The organism is Pantoea dispersa (assembly GCF_019890955.1).
Classification (GTDB): domain Bacteria; phylum Pseudomonadota; class Gammaproteobacteria; order Enterobacterales; family Enterobacteriaceae; genus Pantoea; species Pantoea dispersa.
In genome coordinates this window covers 2,457,099-2,477,546 of sequence record NZ_CP082346.1, presented here as the reverse complement: position 1 = coordinate 2,477,546, position 20,448 = coordinate 2,457,099, and the positions used below count along the sequence as shown (strand labels likewise).

Below are 20,448 nucleotides of genomic sequence, written 5' to 3'. Positions count from 1 at the left end.
CGGTGCCATGCTGGCGTCGGTGCTGGCGCGGCTGGCCCCGTTCAACCTGCCGGTGATCGTGGTCGACGACGGCAGCGATGCCCGGACTAAACAGCATATCGCTGCGCTGGATGCGCCGCAGCTCCGGGTGCTGACGCTGCCGCACAACCAGGGTAAGGGAGCGGCGGTGATTGCCGGACTGCGCGCCGCCGCGGCCGCGGGCTTTAGTCATGCGCTGCAGCTGGACGCCGACGGACAGCATCAGGTGGAGGACACACCGCGCATGCTGGCAGAGGCCGAACGCTATCCGCACTGCCTGATCTCCGGCCAGCCGCAGTACGATGCCTCAATCCCGAAATCCCGGCTCTATGGACGCTACATCACCCATTTCTGGGTATGGGTGGAAACGCTGTCGTTTTCGCTGAAAGACAGCATGTGCGGTTTCCGCGTCTATCCGCTGGCAGCGTCGCTTGAGCTGTGCGATCGCCGCGCTATCGGCCAGCGCATGGATTTTGACACCGAGATCATGGTGCGCCTCTACTGGCAGGGCACGCCGAGCCGGTTTATCCGCACGCGCGTGACCTATCCGCCGAGCGGCGTCTCACACTTTGACGCGCTGCATGACAACCTGCGTATCTCGTGGATGCACACCCGTCTGTTCTTTGGCATGCTGCCACGCATCCCGCAGCTGCTATCCCGCCGGCGTCAGCAGGCGCACTGGGCAGCGACGCCAGAGCGCCGCGGCCAGTGGGGGCTGCGCTTTATGCTGTGGCTGTACCAGCGTGCCGGCCGCCTGCCGTTTATTCTGCTGCTGTGGCCGGTGGTGGCGGTGTACTGGCTCAGCGGTCGCGCGGCGCGGGCGGCGTCGCAGCAGTGGCTGACGCGCGTACAGGCCGTGGCGCATCAACAGCAGATTGCGCTGCCGCGGCCGCTCAGCAGCTATTGCCACTTCCTGCGTTTTGGCAACAGCATGCTGGATAAAGTCGCCAGCTGGCGCGGTGACCTGCAATGGGGACGCGATATCGACTTCGCGCCCGGTGCGGAAGCGGTGATTCGCGGCGCTGAAGGCAAAGGCCAGCTGATTCTCGCCTCGCATCTGGGCGATATCGAAGCCTGCCGGGCGATGGCGAAGCAGGTCAGCGGTCTGGTGATCAACGCGCTGGTGTTCACCGACAACGCCCAGCGCTTCCGCGCGGTGCTGGAGAGCATTGCGCCGCATGCGGGCGTCAATCTGCTGCCGGTCAGTGATATCGGCCCGGACACCGCAATTTTACTGCAGCAAAAGCTGGATGCCGGTGAGTGGGTGGCCATCGTTGGCGACCGCACCGCCGTGCAGCGTCAGCGCGGCGGCGAACGGCGCGTGGTGTGGAGTGAATTTATGGGCCAACCGGCACCGTTCCCGCAGGGACCTTTTGTGCTGGCGGCGGCGCTGCGCTGTCCGGTGCTGCTGATGTTCGCGCTGCGCCAGCAGGGCAAACTGCGCGTGCACTGCGAGGCCTTTGCCGATCCTTTACCGCTGCCGCGCAACGGGCGACAGCAGGCGCTGCAGGCGGCGGTCGATCGCTACGCTGCGCGCCTGCAGCATCATGCCCTGCTGGCACCGCTGGACTGGTTTAACTTTTACGATTTCTGGGCTCTGCCCGAAGAGGAGCAACGCGATGCGTGACGCAAGCTGGCGCGCGGAGATTGAACGGGTGGTCTCGTTTCATGACTGCGATCCGATGGGCGTGGTGTGGCACGGCAACTATTTCCGCTACTTTGAAGTGGCGCGTGAAGCGCTGCTGCGCAGTATCAACTACAGCTATGCAGAGATGAGCGCCAGCGGCTACGTTTGGCCGGTGGTCGATACCCGGGTTAAATACCGCCTGCCGCTGCGCTGTGAAGAGGCCATTCGTGTTGAAGCCAGCATCAGCGAATATGAAAACCGGCTGCGCATCGATTATGTCATCCGTAACGCTGCCGGGCAGGTGACCACCAAAGCGCACACGCTGCAGGTGGCGGTCAGCGCCAGTACGCAGGAGATGTGCTTTGTCTCGCCGGATATTCTGCTGCAGCGTTTGGGGGTGTCATCATGATTCGTCTGGTCTGCCTGCTGTTGACGCTGCTCAGCGCCAGCGCCAGCGCGGTGACGCTGGAACAGCTACAGCAGCGCTTTGCCAGCCAGCCGGTGATTCGCGCCAGCTTTGTTCAGGTGCGCAGCATCGCCGGCATGGCGCAGCCGCTGGTGTCGCGCGGCCAGCTGTTGATTGCTCAGCAGCAGGGGCTGTGGTGGCACCAGGCGACACCGTTCCCGATGACGCTGATTCTGGATGATCACCGCATGGTGCAAAGCATGAGCGGCCAGCCACCGCAGGTGATCACCGCTGACAGCAATCCGCAAATGTTCCAGTTTAACCATCTGCTGCGCGCGCTGTTCCAGGCGGATGAGCAGGTACTGCGCGAGAATTTTGTGCTCGATTTCCACGATGACGGTGGCGACGGCTGGCAGCTGAGCCTGACGCCGAAAGCGGCACCGCTGAATAAGATCTTCAACCGCATCGATCTGCAGGGCGCGGCGTATCTCAACCGCATTACGCTGGATGACCGCCAGGGCGATAAAACGGAAATCACTCTGAGCGATACCCGTACGCAGCCCGGCCAACTGACTGATGAAGAGCGAGCCCGTTTTGCCGCAGCGCAGTGAGATTTTTGCCGCGCGCGCGTGGCTGGCCGTCTGTCTGCTGCTGATGCTGGCGCTGGCCTGGTTACTGCCGCGCAGCCACATTAACAGCAGCGTGCTGGCTCTGCTGCCGCAGCAGAATCTTGGCCAGGCACCGGCGGAGATTCAGCAGGGCTTTATGCAGCGGCTCGACCGCCAGATGGTGTGGCTGGTGAGTGCGCCCGGTGCGGACGGTGACGCCGCCGCTGCGTGGTGGCAGGCACAGCTCCGGGCACTGCCGATGCTCAGTGAGGTCAGCGGCGCGCTGGATGATGATCAGCTGCAGCGCTGGGGAAGCTTTGCTTATCAGCATCGCAATGGGCTGATCGATCCGCTGACGCGTGCGCGACTGCAGCACGGCGGCGGCGCGCAGGCCGACTGGATTCTGGCGCAGCTGTTTTCGGCGTTTGCCGGGGTGAGCAGCAAAGAGCTTGCCGGTGACCCGCTGCTGCTGGTGCGTGGCGCGCAGCTGGCGCTGCAGCAGAACGCCAGCAAAATGGTGCTGCACAACGGCTGGCTGACGGTCAGCGATGCGCAGCAGCGCCGCTGGTATTTTCTGCACGGCGAATTGGTACATAACGCCTTCAGCATGGCGCAGAGCCATCAGCTGGTCAGCGCGCTGCATCAGCTTGAGCAGCAGTTGAAACAGCGCTGGCCGCAGGCGCAGCTGCTGACGCGCGGCACGGTGCTGTTCAGCGACGATGCCAGCCAGCGCGCGCAGCATGATGTTGCCACGCTGGGCAGCGTGACGCTGGGCGGTTTGCTGCTACTGGTGTGGCTGGTTTTTCGCTCACTGTGGCCGCTGGCGCTGAGCGCGCTGTCGGTAGCCATCGGGGCGATGGCCGGCACCGTGTTCACGCTGCTGTTTTTTGGTGAGCTGCATCTCACCACGTTGGTGATGAGTCTCAGTATTGTCGGCATCTCGGCCGATTATACGCTGTACTACCTGACGGAACGCATGGTGCACGGCGAGCACGCCACACCGTGGCAGAGTCTGCATAAAGTGCGCGGTACGCTGCTGCTGGCGCTGGGCACCACGGCGATCGCCTGGCTGCTGATGCTGCTGGCACCGTTTCCCGGGCTGCGCCAGCTGGCGGTCTTTGCCGCCAGCGGTCTGAGCGCCTCGTGCCTGACGGTGATCTGTTTCTATCCGTGGCTGGTGCGCGGCCTGCCGGTGCGACCGGTGCCGGCGATGGTGTGGCTGGCGCGCTGGCTGGCCGCGTGGCGCCGCCAGCGTGGGCTGCGCGTCGGGTTACCGCTGCTGGTAGCCCTTTACGCGCTGAGCGGCATCTTACAGCTGCGCGTCGACGATAATATTGCTCATCTGCAGAGCGCGCCGGCGCAGCTGCTGGCGCAGGATCGCCAGCTGGCGCAGCTCACCGGGCAGCAGGCCGATCAAACCTGGTTTGTCGTCTGGGGTGATAACGAGCAGCAGGTGTTGCAGCGGCTTAATGCGCTGGCGCCCGAACTGCAGCGCGCGCAGCAGCAGGGCTGGCTGGCGAGCTATCGCCTGCTGCCGCTTAGCTCGCTGGAACAGCAGCAGCAGGATGTCGCGCTGTTACAGCAGGCGGCCCCGACCATCATGGCGCATCTGCAACAGGCCGGCATCCATCTGGCGCAGGCCAGTCTGCAGCCGATGCCGGTCAGCGTGCAGGCGTGGCTGGCGAGTCCGCTGAGTGAAGGCTGGCGGCTGCTGTGGCTGTCGCTGCCTGACGGACGCAGCAGCGTGCTGGTCCCGGTGAGCGGCGTGCAGAACAGTGCCGCGCTGCAAAAGCTGGCGACAGCGCAGGCAGGCGTGAGCTGGGTCGATCGCAAGGCCCGTTACGATGAGCTGTTTGGCTTCTGGCGCACGCTGCTAAGCGGCCTGCTGGCGCTGGCGCTGCTGCTGATCACCGTCAGCTACACCCTGCGCCTTGGCCTCAAAGCCGGGCTACGCAGCGCGCTGCCGTCATGGCTGTCGCTGGCGGCCGCGCTGGCCACGCTCGGCTGGCTGGGTGCCAGTCTGAATCTGTTTGCGCTGCTGGCGCTGATTCTGGTGCTGGGCATTGGCATCAATTACACGCTGTTTTTCAGTAATCCGCGCGGCACGCCGCTGACGTCGATGCTGGCGGTGACGCTGGCGATGATGACCACGCTGCTGACGCTAGGCATGCTGGTATTCAGCAGCACCAGCGCCATCAGCAGCTTTGGTACCGTGCTGTGCAGCGGAATTTTTTGTGCATTTTTACTGGCGCCGCTGGCGCTGGCGGGCGGAAAAAGGAAATCACGATGAGAATGGGTGCGTTACTGCTGGCGCTCAGCCTGCTGCTGAGCGGATGTGCGTCTCACCATGACGAGTCCAGCCGGCCCACGGCCTGGCTCAAACCCGGCGTGCGCGTCACGCTGCCGGCACCGGGCATCTCGCCCGGCTTTCAGCAGCAGCAGTTGCTGACCGGCCGCGTGAAGGGCAAAACCCAGTCATTGCTGGTGCTGCTCAGCGCGGATGCGCAGCAGATCTCGCTGGCCGGGCTGTCATCGCTTGGCATCCGGCTATTCCGCGTCACTTACGATCAACAGGGGATTCATACCCAGCAGATGATGGCGCTGCCCGACCTGCCGCCAGCCAGCCAGGTGCTGGCCGATATTATGCTGAGCTACTGGCCGGTCAGCGCGTGGCAGCCGCAATTGCCGTCCGGCTGGACGCTACGCGATGTGGGCGACCGGCGCGAATTGCGCGATGCCTCCGGCCAACTGATCAGCCAGATTCATTATCTGCAGCGCGGGGAACAGCGTGAGCCGATTAGCGTTGATCAGCGCGCCTTTGGCTATCAGATTCACATCCAGCATCTGGACGCCTCCTCATGATTTACCTGTCGGCTTTTGGCATGGTCAATGCGCTGGGCAGCAGCCTGGCGCAGATTGCCGCCCAGCTACAGCAGGGCACAGCGCCCGGCATGCAGCCGCGTGACGGCTGGTTAGCGCAGGGCAAACGCTGCTGGCTGGGTGAAGTGCCGGGCGCGCTGCCGCCGGTACCGGCTGAACTGGCGGCGCATGATACGCGCAACAATCGTTTGCTGCTGGCGGCGCTGCAGCAGTGTCAGCCAGCGCTGGATGAGGCGATTACGCGCTATGGTCGCGCCCGCGTGGCCATCGTGCTGGGCACCAGTACTTCCGGCGTGGATGAGGGCGATCGGCAGACGGACGGCGGTCATGCCGGTTATGACTACCGGATGCAGGAACTGGGCGATCCGTCGCGCTTTCTGGCGCACTATCTGCAGCTGGATGGCCCGGCGTACACGATTTCTACGGCCTGCTCCTCCAGCGCGCGCGCCATCATCAGCGGGGCGCGGCTGATTGCTGCCGGTCTGGCCGACGTAGCACTGGTGGGCGGTGCGGACTCGCTCAGCCGCATGCCGATTAACGGCTTTGCCAGCCTCGATTCGCTGTCGGAACATCACTGCGCACCGTTCAGCGCCGGGCGCGACGGTATTTCGATTGGCGAAGCAGCGGCGCTGCTGCTGCTGACGCGCGAGCCACAGCCGCTGGCGCTGCTGGGCTGCGGTGAATCGTCAGATGCCTGGCACATGTCAGCGCCGCATCCGCAGGGCGTGGGCGCGGAAGCCGCCATGCGCATGGCGCTGCAGCAGGCCGGTTTGCAGCCGCACGAGGTGGGCTATATCAATCTGCACGGTACCGCCACGCCGCTGAACGATCAGGTTGAAGCGGCGGTGATTCACCGCCTGTTTGGCGATGCCGTGCCGTGCAGTTCCACTAAGCATCTCACCGGCCACACGCTGGGCGCAGCAGGCGCCACCGAAGCCGCGCTGGCGGCCCTGATTATCCAGCAACAGTTGTCGCTACCGCCGCAGGATTTTTCGCACGCGACGCAGGATAGTACGCTGCCAGCCTGTGGACTGCTGACGGTGGCACAGCCGCTGGCGCGCCCGGTGATTGCCTCCAACTCATTTGCCTTTGGCGGGAACAATACCTGCCTGATTGTAGGATCTTCGCATGAATGATTTTTTGCCGGTGGGCGATTACCTGCCGCACCGCGCGCCGCTGCTGCTGCTTGAGCGCGTGCTTGACGTCACGCCAGACAGCGTTGTCTGTGCGGTCACGGTGAGCCCGCACGGCGTGCTGGCACCGTTTCTCACGCCGCAGGGCGAGCTGCCGGCGTGGTTTGGCGTCGAGATCATGGCGCAGACCGTGGGCGTCTGGTCCGGCTTTCATGCCCGCCAGCGCGGTGCCAGTGACATCCGCCCCGGCATGCTGCTGGGCGGGCGCGGCTATCGTGCCAGTGCGCCCACCTTCGCGGCACACAGTGCGTTGCAGATTGAGATGCACCTGCTGATGCGCGATGACAAGCTGGGCAGTTTTGAGGGCGAGATCCGCTGCGGCACCAGCCTGCTGGCCAGCGGACGACTGAACACCTACCAGCCCGACGACGACGAATTAACCCGATTAGCGCAACAAGGAACCGAGTGATGACCCGCAGCGTATTAGTAACCGGGGCCAGTAAAGGTATTGGCCGTGCCATGGCTTTACGTCTGGCCGCCGACGGATTTGATATTGTGGTGCATTACCACCGCGACGCCGTCGGTGCACAGCAGACGCTGACGCAGATCGTTGCCGCAGGCGGCCGCGGCCGCACGCTGCAGTTTGACGTGGCACAGCGGGAAGCCACGCGTAACGCGCTGGAGCAGGATATCGCCGCGCACGGGGCTTATTATGGTGTGATCAGCAATGCGGGCATTACCCGCGACGGCGCTTTTCCGGCGCTCACCGAAGATGAATGGGACAGCGTGATCCACACCAACCTCGACAGCTTTTACAACGTGATTCATCCCTGCGTCATGCCGATGATCGGCCTGCGCCAGGGCGGACGCATCATTACCCTCTCTTCGGTATCCGGCATGATGGGCAACCGCGGACAGGTCAACTACAGCGCGGCCAAGGCCGGTATCATCGGCGCCACGAAAGCGCTGGCGATTGAACTGGCGAAACGCAAAATCACCGTTAACTGTATCGCGCCAGGTTTGATCGATACCGGCATGACCGATCTTGAGCCACAGGTAATCGACGAAGCGCTGAAAATCATTCCGATGAAACGTATGGGCGCGGCAGACGAAGTCGCTGGCCTGGCCAGCTATCTGATGTCGGATATCGCTGGCTACGTTACGCGTCAGGTGATTTCCATCAACGGAGGGATGTTGTGATGCAGCGGGTAGTGGTTACCGGTATGGGCGGCGTCACCGCTTTCGGTGAGAGCTGGAGCGCGGTAGCGCAGCGCATTAAACAGGGTCAGAATGCAGTACGTAAAATGCCGGAGTGGCAAGTCTATGATGGCCTGCACACGCTGCTGGGCGCGCCGATCGATGACTTCACGCTGCCGCCGCACTACACGCGCAAACGCATCCGCGCCATGGGCCGCGTCTCACTGCTGGCGACGCGTGCCACCGAGCTGGCGCTGGAGCAGGCCGGCCTGATTGACCATCCGGTGCTGACCAATGGTGAAACTGGCATCGCCTATGGGTCTTCGACCGGCAGCACCGGTCCGGTGAGCGAATTCGCCACCATGCTGACGGAAAAGCACACCAACAACATCACCGGCACCACCTATGTGCAGATGATGCCGCACACCACGGCGGTTAACGCCGGACTGTTTTTTGGTCTGCGCGGTCGCGTGATCCCCACGTCCAGCGCCTGCACTTCCGGCAGCCAGGCGATTGGCTACGCGTGGGAAGCCATTCGCCATGGCTATCAGACCGTGATGGTCGCGGGCGGGGCAGAGGAGCTGTGCCCCTCGGAAGCCGCCGTGTTCGATACGCTGTTTGCCACCAGCCAGCGTAACGACGCGCCGCACACCTCGCCGGCACCGTTCGATCAACAGCGCGACGGTCTGGTGATTGGCGAAGGGGCGGGCACGCTGATTCTGGAATCGCTGGCACATGCGCAGGCGCGCGGCGCAACCATCTATGCGGAGCTGGTCGGTTTTCACACTAACTGTGACGCGGCCCATATCACTCAGCCGCAGCGTGAAACCATGCAGATTTGTATTCAGCGCGCGCTGGACAGTGCAGGGGTGACGGCAGCGCAGATTGGTTACATTAACGCACACGGTACCGCCACCGATCGCGGCGATATTGCCGAAAGCCAGGCGACGGCAGCGATTTTTGGCAATCGTACGCCCATCTCTTCGCTGAAAAGCTACTTCGGTCACACGCTGGGTGCCTGCGGCGCGCTGGAAGCGTGGATGAGTATTGAGATGATGCGTGAGGGCTGGTTTGCGCCCACGCTGAATCTGACGCAGCCCGCCGCCGAATGCGGTGAGCTGGATTACATCACTGGCGCGCCCCGGCAGCTACAGACCGATTACGTCCAGTCAAACAACTTTGCTTTTGGCGGTATCAACACCTCGCTGGTGTTTAAACGCTGGCGCGACGCCTGAGTCTCTCCGTTTACCCCTCATTCCCGTCGCCCGGCGGGAATCTTTCTCCCCGATGATGCCTCTGGCGGTGATACACCGCCGGATTTCGCTTGCATTTGGCTGTACGCTGCGCATAATCGCAAACCGCAATAATAATGATTCTCAGTATAATTTACATCAGGGGATAACCATGCGCAGAACGCCTTTCAATCCCGGAATGAAACCGACGCTGCTGGCCATGCTGGTCAGCGCCGGTTGTTTGCCAGTGATGGCTGCTACCACTAACACCAGTAACGCACCTCAGGGCGCTAACGAACAGCAGACGCTGACCGTCACCGCCACGCCGCAGAGTGAATTCAAACCCGGCGGCAACGACTTAGTACCGGCCTTTCTCGACGGCCAGATTGCCCACGGCGGTCGCCTCGGCATGCTGGGCGAGCAAAACGCCATGGACGTGCCGTTCAACGTCATCGGCTATACGGCAAAAATGATTCAGGACCAGCAAGCGCAAACCATCGCCGATGTGGTGCGCAACGATGCGGGCGTGCAGAACGTCAAAGGTTACGGCAATTTTGCTGAAACTTACCGCATTCGGGGTTTCACTCTCGACGGCGATGATATGACCTTCGGCGGTCTGCCGGGCGTGGTGCCGCGCCAGGTGATGGACGCTTCGCTGATCGATCGTGTGGAGATCTTCAAAGGCGCGAACAGTCTGGTTAACGGCGCAGCCAGTTCCGGCGTCGGCGGTATGATTAACCTCGAGCCGAAACATGCCGAAGATACGCCGATCAATCGCGTGGGCCTCGATTACACCTCCTCGTCTCAGGTCGGCGGAACGCTGGACGTGGGGCGTCGCTTTGGCGATAACAATCAGTTTGGCGTGCGGGTTAATGCCGTGCATCGCGAGGGTGAAACCGGCGTTGACGGCGAGAAAAAACGCACCACGGCGGCCTCGGTCGGTCTTGATTATCGCGGCGACCGGCTGCGCACCTCGCTGGACGTCGGCTATCAGAAGAAAACCTTCCATGACGGCTTACAGGGCGTGAAATTCGCCAGCGCCGGGGTGATCCCGGCGGTGCCGTCAAATTCGCACAACTACAGCCAGAAATGGGTGTACAGCGATATGGAATCTGAATTCGGTATCGCCAAAGCAGAATACGATATTACCGACAGCTGGACGGCCTATGCCGGTCTCGGCGCACAGCACGCTCATGAAACCGGCAACTACGGCGCGCCGACCATTACCAACAGCAACGGTGACGGCACCATCAGCAGCTTCTACTCCAACCGTATTCAGGACAACATGAGCGGCATGGTGGGGCTGCGCGGTGAGTTCCACACCGGTTTCGTCAGTCATAAAGTCAACGTAGGTTACTCGGCGCTGACCACCAATGCGAAAAATGCCTACGACATGTCGCTGGTGGGCACGCCATTTAATATCTACCACAGCGGCGACGTGGCTGAACCGGCGGCCACCTTCGCCGGCGGCAAGTTCTCCGATCCGCTTACCACTTCGCGCACCCGCACCCAGGGCTATCTGCTGAGCGATACGCTCGGATTACTGGACGATACGCTGCTGGTGACCGTCGGTGCTCGCCATCAGAAAGTGGTGGTGCGCAGCTATAACTACAACACCGGCGCGGAAAGCGTTGATTCACGCTTCACCAACGACCGCTGGATGCCAACGTACGGCGTGGTTTACAAGCCGTGGAAAGAAGTGGCGCTGTACGCGAACCATACGGAAGCGCTGCAGCCTGGTGAAGTGGCCCCCAAAGACGCCGTCAACTATGGCACCGTGACCGGCGTGGCGCACTCGAAGCAGAATGAGATCGGTGTGAAAACGGATTTCGGCCGCATCGGCGGCTCGCTGGGGCTGTTTGAAATCCAGAAACCGTCCGGCCTGATCAACAGTGACAATGTCTACGTCATGGATGGCGAGCAGCGCCATCGCGGCGTGGAAGCCAACGTGTTTGGTGAGCCGGTGCTGGGCCTGCGCCTCAACGCCAGCGCCACCTGGATCGATCCGGTGATGAAGAAAACCGCCGGCGGCACTTACGATGGCAAACAGGCGATTGGTGTGCCGCGCTACACCTACGTGCTGGGCGCGGAGTATGACATCAAGCCGGTGGAGGGGCTGACGGCCACGGCGCTGCTCAACCACAGCGGCTCTCAGTATGCCAACTCGGCCAACACCCTCAAGCTGGACAGCTATACCACGCTGGATCTTGGTATGCGTTACCGCATGAAGGTGAATCAGAACGATCTGGTGTGGCGCGTGGCGGTCGAAAACGTCACCAATGAGAAGTACTGGTCAAACGTTGATGACACCGGCACCTATCTCGCGCAGGGCGACCCGCGCACGCTGAAAATCAGCATGAGCTACGATTTCTAAGCGGCCACCACGGGGCGTAGTGACGCTCCGTGGTCTTTTCCGCCAGAAATAGTGCTGTACGTTGGCCGCTATTCCATTACACTCTGTGCGGCAATCCCGCTGAAAAACGCCTCTTTCCTGTTGAGTCATCATGAGTTCACCCGCGCCACCTGACGATCACGACGAACCTTTACGGCAACCGCTGGATGATGCGCACTTCGCCATTGTGGTACTTGCAGTGACCTCGGTTACCCTTATAATCTTCGTCCTGATGCTTACATTATGGATGAGCTGAGGCCAGCAACCGACTACGGACGCCCGCAAGGAGATGTCGATGGAATCCCGGGATGACAAACTGATCGCCATCATTGGACTGCTTTCCGCCTGCCTGATCGGCGTAGTGTTCCTTTTCACCATGACCTGGCTGACGGACGTGCGCCATCCAGCCGATCCGTCACTGGATGTACAAACCTGCCCGCCCAAAACCGCCAGCCCGGTGCAGCACTCTTAATCCTGGGTGCGCCATTTAATCTGCTGACTGCGTAACTCCAGCGCCAGCGCTTCGTGCAGGGTGCGATTGCCATTAGGATCGCCCAGACCAAACAGCGCGCCAGGCGAGCGCCGATCGTCGGCCCACGCCGGATACTCCACCACCGGATAGAGCGAAATGCCCTCCAGCGCCACGCCCTGCGCTAAGGCCAGCCGCGCTTCATCACTGACATGCCGCAGCCAGGGCGCGCGCGCGTCGCCTTCCGCGCCGGTTTCTGCCAGCAGCAGCGGGCGCTGATAACGCTGCCAGCACTGCATCAGCAGCCGGTGCAGCGGCTGACGCTGCGGGTGGTCGGGCGGAATGGTGTCGCCGGAGAAGAACCAGTGGTTGTCGGGATAATAGTTCAGCCCCAGGATGTCGAGAAAATCGGGCTGACCACCCAGCTCCGGCGCATCGCGTCCTGCCAGCCAGTCCCAGGCTTCAAACTGCGCCTGATGCTGGCTGTCGGCATAAGGTTTGCTGTCGGGGTTATGCGGATCGGCGGCGATCTGCACCAGCGGGTCGGTCAGCACGAAGCGGGCGTCCGGATAGACGTCGCGAATGGCGTGCATGGCCGTCAGCGAGGCGCGCACCAGCTGACGTTTCAGTTCGCGACCGCGTGCGCTGGCATAGGGATCGAGCCACGAGACATCGGCGCCGGCCCATGACCAGAAGGATATCTGATTGATAGGCGTAAAGAACGGCTGCTCCACGCCCTCATCCCGCATCAGCTGAGCCATGGCGCGCGCGAAGCGGCCAAAGTGCTCCACAAACGCCGGCTTCCAGATATCGAGATGATCGGGGTAGCCAAAGTGCGCCAGCTCCCAGATGATTTGTAAATCATGGCGCGCCGCCGCGTGAATCATCGGCAGAAAGGTGCGCCAGTCGTATTCACCTGGCGTGGCCTCAATCAGGTGCCAGCGGGCGCCGTCGCGCGCGGTGCGCAATCCCTCCTGCGCCAGCGCGGCGTAATCTTTCTCCAGCAGCATGTCGTGGCCGCTGCTGATGACCATATCCAGTCGTCGCCCGCCGCTGCGGCAGGCGGTAGAGCAGGGGAAGCTGCCCTGAAAAAAGCTGCGAAATAGCCGGGGCTGATGGCGCGGGGATAGCTGAGTCATGATCTTCTCCTCACGAAGAACGCCGGATACAGAACGCCTGGCTAAGTCTAGACTAAATTAACGCCGCACCCGACGCGGAAGTAGACGGCTCTGATTGCCTTTACGTGCGGTGATACCAACAATAACAGCTTCAGGGTAAGCAGGGATTGAGTATGAGCGAAGCGGCACTGCGTTCCTCACGCGAACGGCCGGGCGACGGGCTGAGAGAACATGCGCAACAGCAATGTGCCCGTCATCCGGGACTGAGCGGCATTCATCCGCTGAACGATGGGCTGGATGCGTTTGCGGCACGCTATCTGCTGATGGGCATGGCGCAGCACACCATCGACGTCCAGTATTACATCTGGCACAACGACATGTCCGGACGCCTGCTGTTCAGCGCACTGCTGGATGCGGCGGAGCGCGGCGTGCAGGTGCGCCTGCTGCTGGATGACAACAATACGCCCGGGCTGGATGAAACGCTTGCTGAACTCGATCGGCATCCGAATATCGCCGTGCGGCTGTTTAATCCCTTCTCGTTTCGAACCCTGCGCGCGCTGGGCTATCTGACCGACTTCGCCCGCCTGAATCGCCGGATGCACAACAAAAGCCTGACCGTGGACGGCGCGGTAACGCTGGTGGGCGGCCGTAACATCGGCGACGAATATTTTGGCACCGGCAATGAGCCGCTGTTTACCGATCTCGACGTGCTGGCGCTGGGACCGGCGGTAGATGAAGTGGCGGAAGATTTCGCCCGCTACTGGCACAGCAAAGCGGTATCGCCATTGCGCAGCGTCGTGGACACCGGCGCACCGCCGCATGAAGCGGTGCGTTTACCGCCGGAGTGGCAGCAGAGCGAGGCGGTGCAGCGCTATCTGGCGCGGCTGGAGAAATCCTCGTTTGTCAGCCAGCTGGAGCAGGGCTCGCTGAGCATGACCTGGGCACACACGCGGCTGCTGAGTGACGATCCGCGCAAAGGGCTGGGCAAAGCGAAGCGCTCCTCTTTGCTGCCGCAGCGCATGCTGGAGGTGATCGGCACGCCGCAGCAGCAGTTCGATATCATCTCGGCCTATTTTGTCCCGACCCGTGCCGGGGTGGCACAGCTGCTGGCGCTGAAGCGGCGGGGCGTTAAGATCGCCATCTTAACCAACTCGCTGGCCGCCAATGATGTCACCGTGGTTCACGCCGGCTATGCGCGCTGGCGCAAGAAGCTGCTGCGTCACGGCATTGCGCTCTATGAACTGAAGCCGCAGGCCAATGCCGCGGATGCCCCGCACGATCGCGGTCTGACCGGGAATTCCGGCTCCAGCCTGCACGCCAAGACTTTCACCGTCGATAACCGCAAAGTGTTTATTGGCTCGTTTAATTTCGATCCGCGTTCGGCGGTGCTGAATACGGAAATGGGGCTGGTGATTGAGAGCGAAGCGCTGGCGCAGCAGACCCATCAGCGCTTCAGCAGCGGCATGCGCGACCGCGCCTGGGCACTGCGGCTGGATAAGTGGGGCCGCGTTAACTGGGTGGAGTACAGCGGCGAAGCGCGGGAAGTGGTACATAAGCACGAGCCGCAGTGCACGCTATTGCAGCGTTTGCTGGTGCGGCTGGTATGGCGTCTGCCGGTGGAGTGGTTGCTATAGCCGGGCTGCACCGCGCGCCGCCCGGCGGGTAAGCACGCCGTTACGTCTGCGCGGAGGTCTCTGGTTTGCGCTGCGGCTTGCCGGAGAACAAAAAGCGCAGCAGCGGGATACGCAGATGAATCTCGTACAGGGCAAAGGCGACGCCAAACACCATCAGCAGGCCGACAAAGAAGCCCAGCGTATTACTGCTGATGTGTGGCGTAACGTAGATGCCGTACAGAATGGTCAGCGGATGGTGCACCAGATAAATAAACAGCGACGCGTTCACCAGATACATGATGCGCGGCGAGTGGCTGTTCAGCAGCTTGTGGCCGAAGCTGAAGCAGACGTTCAGCATACACAAGCCCATCAGCGTAGAAATGATGGCATCAAGCTCGTACAGCCAGCCTTCACCGCTGCTGTAGCGCTGATTCAGACTGTACGCGATAAACACCGCAATGGCACCAAAGCACATCACCGGATTAAAACGCACAAACAGCGCTTTCAGCGCCTGATGTTTCCAGCTCAGCGCACCCAGCATAAAGAACGGCAGGAAGAACAGCGACTGCATCACCGCAATGCTGAACAGACCATCCATTAACAGCGCGGGGGCAAAGTGGAAAATCAGCCGGCGGAAGGCGCACCACACCAGCGCATAGGCCAGCAGGGCCAGCGTCAGCTTGCCCCAGCCAACCTGCTGATAATCGATACGGCGCTGCTGATCGCGTAGCCAGCGGAAGCTCAGCATGCCAAACGCGGTCAGAATCACCAGTACCAGTAAAAACCACAGGTGCGAAATCAGATCCCACATCAGCGCGTTGTACTTGTCATACAGCGAGAAGTTTGCCCAATCGCCGACTTTGCTGGTGAGATTTTTCAGCATAAAAAACTGTGGCAGGGTAATGAGCGGCACCGCGGTTAACAGCGGAATGCCGACGCGCTCCAGCCGCACCTTCAGCCAGCGGTTGGGCTGATAGCGCAGATAGAGCATATATGAGAAATAACCTGAAATAACAAAGAACACCTGCATGCGGAAGGCGTGAATAAAATCATTCAGCACCGTCAGCCACAGTGAGGCGTCCTGGCTGTTAACCGACCAGCGTTGGGTCGAGTAAATCAGTGAGACGTGAAAAGGCACGCCCAGCAGCATTAAATACGCTCGAATCGAGTCGAGGAAATATTCACGTTCGGGTTTGGCTGAACTCATAAGCTTCCGGTTTGTCAGTTTACTTGCCGGTTTCACCCTGAAACCGGATTATGCCGGACGAAATTCTACCGGCTGTAAACAGCGTATACTATCAGGTGAATCTGTTTCTTAATCTTCCGGGTTTAATTATCCGAAAAGTACACTTTCGGCTTACGAATCAGGGGAACAATCTTTTACATAAGCTGTCGGAAAACCGAATAATCCTTTAAGATAAATGGGTTTGATCTAAGCACACGAAAGGGGGGGATGTGCTGACTAAAGTGAAGAATAATGGCGGGCTGGTGAAGATGCGCTGGGTAGGCGCAGCAGTTCTGCTGGCGTTGTACGCCAACAATAGCTGGGCGTTCAACATTGATGATGTGGCAAAGCAAGCTAAGGCGCTGGCAGGGAAAGGTTTTGAAGCGCCAAAAAGCAATTTACCCTCTCAGTTTCGTGAAATGAAGTTTGCTGACTATCAGCAGATCCAGTTTAACCACGACAAAGCATACTGGGGCAAACTGCGCACGCCGTTTAAGCTCGAGTTCTATCATCAGGGCATGTATTTCGACACGCCGGTGAAAATCAATGAAGTCACCGCGTCTTCGGTACGTGAAATCAAATATAACCCTGACTACTTCAATTTCGGCAACGTGAAACACGATGCCGATGCGGTGAAAAACCTCGGTTTTGCCGGTTTCAAAGTGCTGTATCCTTTAAATAAAAAGGGTAAAGACGATGAGATCACCAGCTTCCTGGGTGCCAGCTATTTCCGCGTGATTGGCGAAGGCCAGGTGTATGGCCTGTCGGCGCGTGGTCTGGCGATTGATACCGCGCTGCCTTCCGGTGAGGAGTTCCCGCGCTTTAAAGAGTTCTGGATCGAGCGGCCGAAGCCGCAGGATAAACAGCTGGTGATTTATGCGCTGCTGGATTCTCCGCGCGCCGCCGGTGCCTATCGCTTTGTGATCCAGCCGGGCAAAGAGTCCACCGTGGACGTGCAGTCTAAAGTGTATCTGCGTGACAACGTCGGCAAACTCGGCGTAGCCCCACTCACCAGTATGTTCCTGTTTGGCGCTAACCAGCCGTCGCCGGTCAGCAACTTCCGCCAGGAGCTGCATGATTCGAACGGCCTGTCGATTCACGCCGGAAATGGCGAGTGGATCTGGCGTCCGCTCAATAACCCGAAACACCTGGCGGTCAGCACCTTTACCATCGAAAACCCGAAAGGCTTCGGTCTGCTGCAGCGTGGCCGTGACTTCAGCCATTATCAGGACCTGGACGACCGCTATGATCTGCGTCCAAGCGGCTGGGTTGAGCCGCAGGGCGACTGGGGCAAAGGCCGCGTAGAGCTGGTGGAGATCCCGACGGCAGATGAAACCAACGATAATATCGTGGCCTTCTGGACGCCGGAGAGCCTGCCAGAGCCAGGCAAAGAGATGAACTTCAAATATCGTCTGCACTTTACGCGCGATGAAAACCAGCTGCACCAGGACGATGTGGCCTGGGTGAAAGACACGCTGCGTTCTGCGGGCGATGTGAAGCAGTCTAACCTGGTGCGTCAGCCGGATGGTTCCATCGCCTTTACCGTGGACTTTGTCGGTAAAGCGATGAGCAAGCTGCCGGAAAACACCCAGGTGGCGCCGCAGGTCAGCGTCGGTAACAACGCCGACGTGGTCGAGCAGAGCGTACGCTACAACCCGGTCACCAAAGGCTGGCGTCTGGTGCTGCGTCTGCGCGTGAAAGACAACAAGCAGCCGACCGAAATGCGTGCGGCGCTGGTGAGCGGCGACAAGACATTGACGGAAACCTGGAGCTATCAGTTACCTGCCAATGAATAAATCGACTTATTTACCTCAATCTTACGTGGAGGCGCTGCCGCTTGATGCGGCAGCACGCGCCACGCTCAGCGCCTCGCTGCAGAATGCGCAGGCGTTTCATGCCATTCACAGCGCGCTGGGGCAGGATATCGCCGCCAGCGAACGGCCGGACGATGCGCCGCTGAAATCGGTCTCATCGCGCGTATCCATGGCGTGGCCGGATTCGCTCGCCGGTGGCCAGCAGCTCAGTAAAGATTATCTCGACCGCACCACGCTGAAGGCGATGCCGCCAGTGAAGCGTTCGCTGATGTTCCCGGAAGCCTGGCGTACTAACCCGATCGCGCGCGCCTGGGATTCCCTGCGCGGGCAGAAAGGCAACCCACGCTATGCCACGGTGGAAGAGCAGAAAGCGGAAGACAAATGGCGCCACGTAGGTTCCATGCGTCGCTACGTGCTGCTGATTCTGACCATTCTGCAGACCGTGGTCGCCACCTGGTACATGAAAACCATTCTGCCGTATCAGGGCTGGACGCTGCTCGATCCGGTCGAGCTGTTTAACCAGAACTGGCTGCAGTCGGTGGAGCTGATCCTGCCGTATATTCTGCAGACCGGCATCCTATTCCTGTTTGCCATCCTGTTCTGCTGGGTATCGGCCGGTTTCTGGACCGCGCTGATGGGCTTCCTGCAGCTGCTGATCGGTCGCGATAAGTACAGCATCTCGTACTCGACCACCGGGGATGAGCCGCTCAATCCGGAACATCGCACCGCGCTGATCATGCCAATCTGTAACGAAGACGTGGAACGCGTGTTCGCCGGTCTGCGCGCCACCTGGGAGTCGGTGAAACGCACCGGTAACGCGGAGCATTTCGACGTTTACATCCTGAGCGATAGCTACGATGCCGACATCGCCATCGCCGAGCAAAAAGCGTGGATGGAGCTGGTGCGGGATGTCGGTGGGGCGGGCAAGATCTTCTATCGCCGTCGTCGCCGCCGCGTGAAGCGTAAAAGCGGCAACATCGATGACTTCTGCCGTCGCTGGGGCAGCAACTACAGCTACATGGTAGTGCTGGACGCCGACAGCGTGATGAGCGGTGAGTGTCTCACCGGTCTGGTGCGCATGATGGAAGCGAACCCGAACGCCGGTATTATTCAGTCGTCGCCGAAAGCGTCAGGCATGGATACGCTGTATGCGCGCTGTCAGCAGTTCGCCACCCGCGTTTACGGGCCGCTGTTTACCGCTGGTCTGCACTTCTGGCAGCTGGGCGAATCGCACTACTGGGGGCACAACGCCATTATTCGCGTGCAGCCGTTTATTGAACACTGTGCGCTGGCGCCGCTGCCGGGTGAAGGCTCCTTCGCCGGTTCGATTCTGTCACATGACTTCGTGGAAGCGGCGCTGATGCGTCGTGCCGGCTGGGGCGTGTGGATCGCCTACGATCTGCCGGGTTCTTATGAAGAGCTGCCGCCGAACCTGCTGGATGAGCTGAAGCGTGACCGTCGCTGGTGCCACGGCAACCTGATGAACTTCCGCCTGTTCCTGGTAAAAGGCATGCACCCGGTGCACCGCGCGGTGTTCCTGACCGGCGTGATGTCCTACCTGTCGGCACCGCTGTGGTTTATGTTCCTTGCGTTGTCGACCGCCCTGCAGGTGGTGCATACGCTGATGGAACCGACCTACTTCCTGCAGCCGCGTCAGCTGTTCCCGGTGTGGCCGCAGTGGCGTCCGGATTTGGCGATTGCGCTGTTCTCCACCACGCTGGTGCTGCTGTTCCTGCCAAAACTGCTCAGCGTGGTGCTGATCTGGTTTAAAGGGGCGAAACCGTACGGTGGCGCATTCCGCCTGTTCCTCTCGCTGCTGCTGGAGATGCTGTTCTCGGTGCTGCTGGCACCGGTGCGCATGCTGTTCCACACCGTGTTTGTGGTCAGCGCGTTCCTTGGCTGGGAAGTGGTGTGGAACTCGCCGCAGCGTGACGATGATGCCACGCCGTGGAGCGAAGCGTTCCGTCGCCACGGTTCACAGATGCTGCTGGGCATTGTCTGGGCCGTCGGGATGGGCGTGCTCGATCTCAACTTCCTGTGGTGGCTGGCGCCAATCGTCTTCTCGCTGATTCTGTCGCCGTTTGTCTCGGTGATGTCGAGTCGTGCCACGGTCGGGCTGAAGAGTAAGCGTGCAAAGCTGTTCCTGATCCCGGAAGAGTATGAGCCGCCGAAAGAGCTGGTCGACACCGATCACTATCTGCAGCTGAACCGTGAACGTGCGCTGAAGCATGGCTTTATGCATGCGCTGTTCAATCCGGCGTTCAACGCGCTGGCGACGGCGATGGCGACATCGCGCCATAAGCAGAGCGCACTGCTGGATCACGCACGCGATCGCCGCGTCGATCAGGCATTGAGCGATGCGCCGGAAAAACTGAATCGCGAACAGCGTCTGCAGCTGATCAGCGATCCGGTGGTGCTGGCGCGCGTGCACACGCGCTTGTGGGAAAGTGCGGATAAATATCATCAGTGGGTAGAGAGTTATCAGAAACTCACGCTTAACCCGCAGGCGCTGCCTCAGCGCGCCTGACAGGCTAACGGTGATGAAAAAGCGGCAGCGATGCCGCTTTTTTTATGCCTGCGCTTCAGCGAAGTGCTTAACGCGCCTCACACAATCTTTACGCATAAAGGCATAGCGGTTTAGCTGCACCCGCAGCTAAAATGGCGCGATGACACGTGCCAGCGTTCCTGAGCACATTTAACAGTCACTGACGCATAT

General features: G+C 60.8%; 16 protein-coding genes. 14 read left to right on the top strand and 2 right to left on the bottom strand.

Annotated features, from left to right (window positions below; translation table 11 throughout):
• The first annotated feature begins 7 nt into the window (after positions 1–7).
• The 11 genes from K7H94_RS11550 to K7H94_RS11500 all read left to right on the top strand — a co-directional run bounded on the left by K7H94_RS11550 (position 8) and on the right by K7H94_RS11500 (position 11,965).
• Positions 8–1,645 (top strand): glycosyltransferase family 2 protein, encoded by a 1,638-nt coding sequence (locus K7H94_RS11550; RefSeq protein ID WP_420874729.1) that lies wholly within the window; start codon positions 8–10, stop codon positions 1,643–1,645.
• The gene (locus K7H94_RS11545; protein WP_021508257.1) at positions 1,638–2,054 is read left to right on the top strand and encodes an acyl-CoA thioesterase; all 417 of its coding nucleotides are present in this window, start codon (positions 1,638–1,640) and stop codon (positions 2,052–2,054) included. Before K7H94_RS11550 ends, K7H94_RS11545 begins: the two co-directional genes overlap by 8 nt.
• Positions 2,051–2,662 (top strand): outer membrane lipoprotein carrier protein LolA, encoded by a 612-nt coding sequence (locus K7H94_RS11540; RefSeq protein WP_222951069.1) that lies wholly within the window; start codon positions 2,051–2,053, stop codon positions 2,660–2,662. Before K7H94_RS11545 ends, K7H94_RS11540 begins: the two co-directional genes overlap by 4 nt.
• Complete coding sequence (locus K7H94_RS11535) at positions 2,628–4,949, top strand: MMPL family transporter (protein ID WP_222951068.1); 2,322 nt, start codon at positions 2,628–2,630, stop codon at positions 4,947–4,949. Before K7H94_RS11540 ends, K7H94_RS11535 begins: the two co-directional genes overlap by 35 nt.
• The gene (locus K7H94_RS11530; RefSeq protein ID WP_059010480.1) at positions 4,946–5,521 is read left to right on the top strand and encodes a DUF3261 domain-containing protein; all 576 of its coding nucleotides are present in this window, start codon (positions 4,946–4,948) and stop codon (positions 5,519–5,521) included. Before K7H94_RS11535 ends, K7H94_RS11530 begins: the two co-directional genes overlap by 4 nt.
• Positions 5,518–6,675: a beta-ketoacyl-[acyl-carrier-protein] synthase family protein gene (locus K7H94_RS11525; RefSeq protein ID WP_222951067.1), complete on the top strand. Its 1,158-nt coding sequence runs from the start codon at positions 5,518–5,520 to the stop codon at positions 6,673–6,675. Before K7H94_RS11530 ends, K7H94_RS11525 begins: the two co-directional genes overlap by 4 nt.
• Positions 6,668–7,141, top strand: coding sequence for a hotdog family protein (locus K7H94_RS11520; RefSeq protein ID WP_222951066.1), 474 nt, complete (start codon positions 6,668–6,670; stop codon positions 7,139–7,141). Before K7H94_RS11525 ends, K7H94_RS11520 begins: the two co-directional genes overlap by 8 nt.
• Entirely contained in the window at positions 7,141–7,872 is a 732-nt protein-coding gene (locus K7H94_RS11515) for a 3-ketoacyl-ACP reductase FabG2 (RefSeq protein ID WP_059010474.1), read from the top strand. The genes K7H94_RS11520 and K7H94_RS11515 overlap by 1 nt, the downstream gene beginning before the upstream one ends.
• On the top strand, positions 7,872–9,104 hold the full coding sequence (locus K7H94_RS11510) for a beta-ketoacyl-ACP synthase (RefSeq protein ID WP_222952048.1): 1,233 nt from the start codon (positions 7,872–7,874) through the stop codon (positions 9,102–9,104). Before K7H94_RS11515 ends, K7H94_RS11510 begins: the two co-directional genes overlap by 1 nt.
• A 169-nt stretch (positions 9,105–9,273) precedes the next feature.
• The gene (locus tag K7H94_RS11505; protein ID WP_031279293.1) at positions 9,274–11,475 is read left to right on the top strand and encodes a TonB-dependent receptor; all 2,202 of its coding nucleotides are present in this window, start codon (positions 9,274–9,276) and stop codon (positions 11,473–11,475) included.
• Positions 11,476–11,788: 313 nt separating this feature from the next.
• Entirely contained in the window at positions 11,789–11,965 is a 177-nt protein-coding gene (locus K7H94_RS11500; RefSeq protein WP_021506450.1) for a hypothetical protein, read from the top strand.
• Here the strand turns inward: K7H94_RS11500 and K7H94_RS11495 are convergent.
• Positions 11,962–13,101 carry a beta-glucosidase gene (locus tag K7H94_RS11495; RefSeq protein WP_127833908.1) on the bottom strand — a complete coding sequence of 380 codons (1,140 nt, stop codon included), beginning with the start codon at positions 13,099–13,101 and terminating at the stop codon, positions 11,962–11,964. The genes K7H94_RS11500 and K7H94_RS11495 overlap by 4 nt on opposite strands.
• 152 nt (positions 13,102–13,253) lie before the next feature.
• Between K7H94_RS11495 and K7H94_RS11490 the strand changes: the two genes are divergently transcribed.
• Entirely contained in the window at positions 13,254–14,714 is a 1,461-nt protein-coding gene (locus K7H94_RS11490) for a phospholipase D-like domain-containing protein (protein WP_021506448.1), read from the top strand.
• A gap of 40 nt (positions 14,715–14,754) precedes the next feature.
• Here K7H94_RS11490 and mdoC read toward each other — a convergent pair whose 3' ends face one another.
• A complete protein-coding gene (mdoC, locus tag K7H94_RS11485; protein ID WP_021506447.1) occupies positions 14,755–15,900 on the bottom strand; it encodes a glucans biosynthesis protein MdoC in 1,146 nt (381 codons plus the stop codon).
• A gap of 278 nt (positions 15,901–16,178) precedes the next feature.
• Between mdoC and K7H94_RS11480 the strand changes: the two genes are divergently transcribed.
• Positions 16,179–17,714 carry a glucan biosynthesis protein G gene (locus K7H94_RS11480; RefSeq protein WP_182688977.1) on the top strand — a complete coding sequence of 512 codons (1,536 nt, stop codon included), beginning with the start codon at positions 16,179–16,181 and terminating at the stop codon, positions 17,712–17,714.
• Entirely contained in the window at positions 17,707–20,259 is a 2,553-nt protein-coding gene (gene mdoH / locus K7H94_RS11475) for a glucans biosynthesis glucosyltransferase MdoH (protein ID WP_222951065.1), read from the top strand. The genes K7H94_RS11480 and mdoH overlap by 8 nt, the downstream gene beginning before the upstream one ends.
• Positions 20,260–20,448 lie beyond the last annotated feature (189 nt).

What these genes read in the sequence shown, in the direction of transcription:
- K7H94_RS11515 (WP_059010474.1), top strand. Translation starts at nt 7,141, where the DNA reads ATGACCCGCAGCGTATTAGTAACCGGGGCCAGTAAAGGTATTGGCCGT.
- K7H94_RS11510 (WP_222952048.1), top strand. Translation starts at nt 7,872, where the DNA reads ATGCAGCGGGTAGTGGTTACCGGTATGGGCGGCGTCACCGCTTTCGGT.
- K7H94_RS11500 (WP_021506450.1), top strand. Translation starts at nt 11,789, where the DNA reads ATGGAATCCCGGGATGACAAACTGATCGCCATCATTGGACTGCTTTCC.
- K7H94_RS11520 (WP_222951066.1), top strand. Translation starts at nt 6,668, where the DNA reads ATGAATGATTTTTTGCCGGTGGGCGATTACCTGCCGCACCGCGCGCCG.
- K7H94_RS11525 (WP_222951067.1), top strand. Translation starts at nt 5,518, where the DNA reads ATGATTTACCTGTCGGCTTTTGGCATGGTCAATGCGCTGGGCAGCAGC.
- mdoH (WP_222951065.1), top strand. Translation starts at nt 17,707, where the DNA reads ATGAATAAATCGACTTATTTACCTCAATCTTACGTGGAGGCGCTGCCG.
- K7H94_RS11550 (WP_420874729.1), top strand. Translation starts at nt 8, where the DNA reads ATGCTGGCGTCGGTGCTGGCGCGGCTGGCCCCGTTCAACCTGCCGGTG.
- K7H94_RS11505 (WP_031279293.1), top strand. Translation starts at nt 9,274, where the DNA reads ATGCGCAGAACGCCTTTCAATCCCGGAATGAAACCGACGCTGCTGGCC.
- K7H94_RS11530 (WP_059010480.1), top strand. Translation starts at nt 4,946, where the DNA reads ATGAGAATGGGTGCGTTACTGCTGGCGCTCAGCCTGCTGCTGAGCGGA.
- K7H94_RS11545 (WP_021508257.1), top strand. Translation starts at nt 1,638, where the DNA reads ATGCGTGACGCAAGCTGGCGCGCGGAGATTGAACGGGTGGTCTCGTTT.
- K7H94_RS11490 (WP_021506448.1), top strand. Translation starts at nt 13,254, where the DNA reads ATGAGCGAAGCGGCACTGCGTTCCTCACGCGAACGGCCGGGCGACGGG.
- K7H94_RS11540 (WP_222951069.1), top strand. Translation starts at nt 2,051, where the DNA reads ATGATTCGTCTGGTCTGCCTGCTGTTGACGCTGCTCAGCGCCAGCGCC.
- K7H94_RS11535 (WP_222951068.1), top strand. Translation starts at nt 2,628, where the DNA reads ATGAAGAGCGAGCCCGTTTTGCCGCAGCGCAGTGAGATTTTTGCCGCG.
- K7H94_RS11495 (WP_127833908.1), bottom strand. Translation starts at nt 13,101, where the DNA reads ATGACTCAGCTATCCCCGCGCCATCAGCCCCGGCTATTTCGCAGCTTT.
- mdoC (WP_021506447.1), bottom strand. Translation starts at nt 15,900, where the DNA reads ATGAGTTCAGCCAAACCCGAACGTGAATATTTCCTCGACTCGATTCGA.